Raw genomic sequence first — 1,474 nt, 5'->3', positions numbered from 1 at the left:
AACACCCGCGTCTACCTGTTGGACGATAACCTCGCGCCCGTTCCGGTCGGTGCCGCGGGCGAGTTGTACGTGGGCGGAGCCGGGCTGGCGCGGGGTTATCTGAATCGGCCCGAGCTGACCGCCGAGCGCTTTATTCAAGATCCGTTCAGCAACGATCCTGAAGCCCGGCTGTACAAGACCGGCGACCTGGCCCGCTGGCTGGCCGACGGCAGCATCGAATTCCTGGGCCGCAATGACTTCCAGGTCAAGATTAGAGGCTTCCGCATCGAACTGGGCGAGATCGAGGCCCGGCTGGCCGGCCACCCGGCGGTCCGCGAAACGGCGGTGCTGGCGCGCGAAGACGGCCCCGGCATTAAAAAGCTGGTGGCCTACTACACCGGCGATGACGATCTGGCCGTGGATGACCTGCGGGCTTATCTGGCCGAGTCCCTGCCCGAGTACATGGTGCCGGTCGCTTTCGTGCATCTGGCTGCGCTGCCCTTGACCGCCAACGGCAAGCTGGACCGTAAGGCCCTGCCGGCGCCGGAAGGCGATGCCTACGCTGCGCGCCACTATGAAGCACCGCAAGGCGAGACCGAACAAGCCCTGGCGGCCATCTGGGCCGATCTGCTCAAAGTCGACCAGGTCGGCCGCCACGATAATTTCTTCGAGCTGGGCGGGCATTCCCTGCTGGCCGTGACTTTGATCGCACGCATGCGCCAGGCTGGCTTGAACATTGATGTGAGGACCTTGTTCACTGCACCGACGCTGGCCGGGCTGGCGGCGCTGGCCGACAACGGCAGCCAGGCCGAGCCGCTGGCCGTCCCGGCTAACCGTATCCCTGACGGCTGCACGGCCATTACGCCGGATTTGCTGCCTTTGGTTGCCCTGGAACAGGCCGATATCGACCGCATCATTGCCGCGGTGCCGGGTGGAGCGGCTAACGTGCAGGACATCTATCCGCTGGCGCCGCTGCAGGAAGGCATTCTGTTTCATCATCTGATGGAGTCCGAAGGGGACGCTTACTTGCTGCCGGCCTTGATGGCGTTTGATACGCGCGAACGTCTTGATGGGTTCTTGGCCGCCTTGCAGGCGGCGGTAGCACGGCACGATATCCTGCGCACGTCCGTGGCCTGGGAGGGGTTGTCGGAACCGGTCCAAGTGGTCTGGCGCGAAGCGAAGCTGGCAATTGAAGAGGTCGTTCTGGACCCTGAAACCGGCGAAGCGGCCGAACAATTGGCAGAGCGTTACGATCCGCGGCATTATCGCATCGATGTGAGAGTCGCGCCGTTGGTCAGCGGTTTCACGGTCTATGACTCAAGGAATGGGCGTTGGCTGCTGTTGCTGTTGAGTCATCATTTGGCGCTTGATCACACCGCGCTGGAAATTCTGTTTGCAGAGATCCAGATGCACCAGTTGGGCCAGGCAGACCAACTGCCCGCGCCGCTGCCGTTCCGCAACTTCGTCGCGCAGGCGCGCCTCGGGATCAGCCGGG

General features: G+C 63.6%; 1 protein-coding gene. It reads left to right on the top strand.

The window, feature by feature from the left end; all coding sequences use genetic code 11:
- Positions 1 to 1,474 (top strand): condensation domain-containing protein (locus tag IT781_RS21785; RefSeq protein WP_194972269.1); only part of this gene is annotated, 1,474 nt, incomplete at both ends.

The organism is Methylobacter sp. BlB1, from assembly GCF_015476545.1.
Lineage (GTDB): Bacteria > Pseudomonadota > Gammaproteobacteria > Methylococcales > Methylomonadaceae > Methylobacter.
This window is presented reverse-complemented; position numbering and strand designations above follow the sequence as displayed.